The organism is Nocardiopsis endophytica (assembly GCF_027706725.1).
Taxonomy (GTDB): Bacteria; Actinomycetota; Actinomycetes; order Streptosporangiales; family Streptosporangiaceae; genus Nocardiopsis_A; species Nocardiopsis_A endophytica.
Genome location: NZ_JAQFWQ010000202.1, coordinates 1 through 2,408, shown reverse-complemented (window position 1 = coordinate 2,408; position 2,408 = coordinate 1). Strand labels below are relative to the sequence as shown.

General features: G+C 74.0%; 3 protein-coding genes. 2 read left to right on the top strand and 1 reads right to left on the bottom strand.

From position 1 onward, the window contains the following. Positions 1 to 621: 621 nt before the first annotated feature. Positions 622 to 807 (top strand): hypothetical protein, encoded by a 186-nt coding sequence (locus O4J56_RS31935; RefSeq protein ID WP_270676758.1) that lies wholly within the window; start codon positions 622 to 624, stop codon positions 805 to 807. Between the two features lie 158 nt (positions 808 to 965). On the opposite strand, the gene O4J56_RS31930 is transcribed toward O4J56_RS31935, so the two are convergent. Further along, positions 966 to 1,601, bottom strand: coding sequence for a TetR/AcrR family transcriptional regulator (locus O4J56_RS31930; protein ID WP_270690966.1), 636 nt, complete (start codon positions 1,599 to 1,601; stop codon positions 966 to 968). Positions 1,602 to 1,678: 77 nt separating this feature from the next. On the opposite strand from O4J56_RS31930, the gene O4J56_RS31925 reads away from it, so the two are divergent. Continuing rightward, complete coding sequence (locus O4J56_RS31925) at positions 1,679 to 2,197, top strand: pyridoxamine 5'-phosphate oxidase family protein (RefSeq protein WP_270690965.1); 519 nt, start codon at positions 1,679 to 1,681, stop codon at positions 2,195 to 2,197. Positions 2,198 to 2,408: the final 211 nt, after the last annotated feature.

Sequence of the window (2,408 nt, the reverse complement as noted above, 5' to 3'; positions counted from 1 at the left end):
CGGGCTGGGGTGCACCGGGGCGGCGGCCGCCACGAGCGCGGGTGGCCATGCGCCCCCGGTCGCGCTGCCTCCCGGACCGCGAGGGGTCCGCCGCCCGGCAGGCGGGGCCGGGGAACCGCCCTGCTCTCACCGTCGCCGCCGACCCCGGCGACCACGCACACGCCCGCCGCCCGACAGCGCTACCGGATGGGCCGCTCACCCTCCTCGTCGCTGCCCTCTTCCTCGCGCCCCGGCAGCCCGGCGGCCAGCCGCCCCGCCGCCCCACCGCCCCACCGCCCGGTGTGGCTCCGCCGATGCGCGAAGGGGATCGCGGGGACAGTACCCTCTCCCCTGCGTCGTACCTCATACGGGTGTGTGAGGTGCCGACGTCCTTCCTGTGAGCAACACCCCACGTAATCCGGTATCAAGGGGGGTCGGCGAACGTCATCGCCTGTTGGAATACTCAGTGCCCGTCGGGAGATCCCGCGCCTCTGGCCTGAGGCGGCGTCCCCAGGACCGCGGCCCTTGCTACGGGCCGGCACGACGACGCGCGACGGCGGCACCGCACCCGCTCCCCACCGGATCGCCGTCTCCCGGCACCCGAACACCAATCCCCCCGCACACAGGTCGGAGTCGACATCCATGAACCGTGACGGCATCGTTCTCGCGCTGCTCCACGCGGGCCCCGGAAGCTCGGTGCGGCGCGACGACGAGGGGCGCCTCGAAGTGGCGCCCGCCTCGCGTTCCGACGAGGGCGGGCAGATCGTCCTCACCCACGACCAGCTCTTGGAGCGCGGAATGGACGCCCTCCTGGAGCTGGTGGCGTGACCGGTCCCGGGGGCGCGCCCCGCACCGAGCGGCCCGTCACTGCGAGCGGCGGAGCACTCGGCCGGTGGTGATCGGCAGGGACCTGCCGGCCCGGGAGGAGCTGGTCCGCGCCCTGCGTTCGTGCGCCGGGCGCGCCGTGGCCCTGTGAGCGGTCCCGCTCACCCCGGCCGTTCCGCGGCCAGTGCGTCGATCCCGGCGAGCAGCAGCGCGATGCCGTAGGCGTAGTAGGTGTCGGGGTCGGCACAGGCACTGATGGGCCCGGCCGCCTCGATGGTGTGCGGGTAGCGCTCGGGCGGCAGTGCCAGCAGGCGGGCACGGACCTCCCGGGCGCGCTGCTCGTCGGCGCGCCCCGCCTGGTCGCGCGCCAGGGACACCAGGGTGCCGGTGGCGTGCCCGACGACCTGGACCGCCTCCTCCGGGGAGAAGCCCGCCTCGGCCAGCAGCGCCAGCGCCGCCTCCTGGATGAGCAGGCGGTGCTCGGACAGCTCCCCCGCGCCGGTGAGCAGGTCGGGAGCGGCGGGGTGGCGGCGCAGGACGTCCAGGAAGGAGCGCAGGAGGCCCTCGAGCCGGGGCCGCCAGGGGCGCCCGTCGTCCGGGGGGAGGCCGACCTCGGCGAGGACGCGGTCGGCCATCCCGTCGAGGAGTGCCTCCTTGGTGCCGAAGTGCCAGTAGAGCGCCATGGGGGTGACGCCGAGCTCGCGGGCGAGGCGGCGCATGCTCACGGCGGCGAGCCCGTCGGCGTCGGCGATCTCCAGCGCGCGGCCGGCGACGGCGCCGGGGGTCAGCGTGTCCACCCGCACCACTATACGGCGTACAAGGATTCCTCTACGGTGTCCATGTACGCCGTATAAGAGATGCACGGAGACACCGCATGACACCCGGACCCGCGGCCGAGCGCCCCCACCTCCCGGCCGACTACCAGGGGGCCGACCCGGACGGCGCGGACGGCACGGCACTGCTGCCGTGGGAGGCGGCCCAGGCGCGCCTGGCGGGGGCACGCACGTACTGGGTGGTCACCTCCAGCGGCGACGGGCGCCCGCTCGCCCGGCCGTTCTGGGGGCTGTGGAGCGGGGAGGGGTTCCTGTTCGCGACGCATCCGGCCACGCGCACCGCCCGCAACCTGGAGGAGAACCCCAGGATTCAGGTCAACCTGGAGGACGGGGAGGAGGTCCTGGCCGTCGAGGGGCGGGCCGAGCAGGTCGGCGAGGAGGCCTACATCGACGATTGGCTGGAGAAGTACGCGGCACTCGGCGCGCGCCGCCCGGCCGAGGACGAGGAGGTCGACCGCGTCGTCTACCGCGTGCGTCCGCGGCGGGCCTACGGCTGGTCCCTCGCGGCCTTCCCCACGGATTTGACCCGGTGGACCTTCCCCACCGGGAACACGGACTGAGAGGCCCAGGGGCGCCATCCGGGCGAACCGGACGTCGGGGAGTCATCTTGCGTGGTGAGATCGACGCCTAATCCACCTCAAAGCGTCGATCTCACGACGCGGGATGCCCGACCCCCTCTCCCGCTGCCCGTTATGCCCGGTATGTGCCCACCCAGAAGGCCCCCTCCGCGATGATCTCGGGGAACTCGGGGTTAAACCGGACACGATAAGC

Coding starts and splice junctions, on each gene's coding strand:
- O4J56_RS31925 (WP_270690965.1), top strand. CDS start 1,679: ATGACACCCGGACCCGCGGCCGAGCGCCCCCACCTCCCGGCCGACTAC.
- O4J56_RS31935 (WP_270676758.1), top strand. CDS start 622: ATGAACCGTGACGGCATCGTTCTCGCGCTGCTCCACGCGGGCCCCGGA.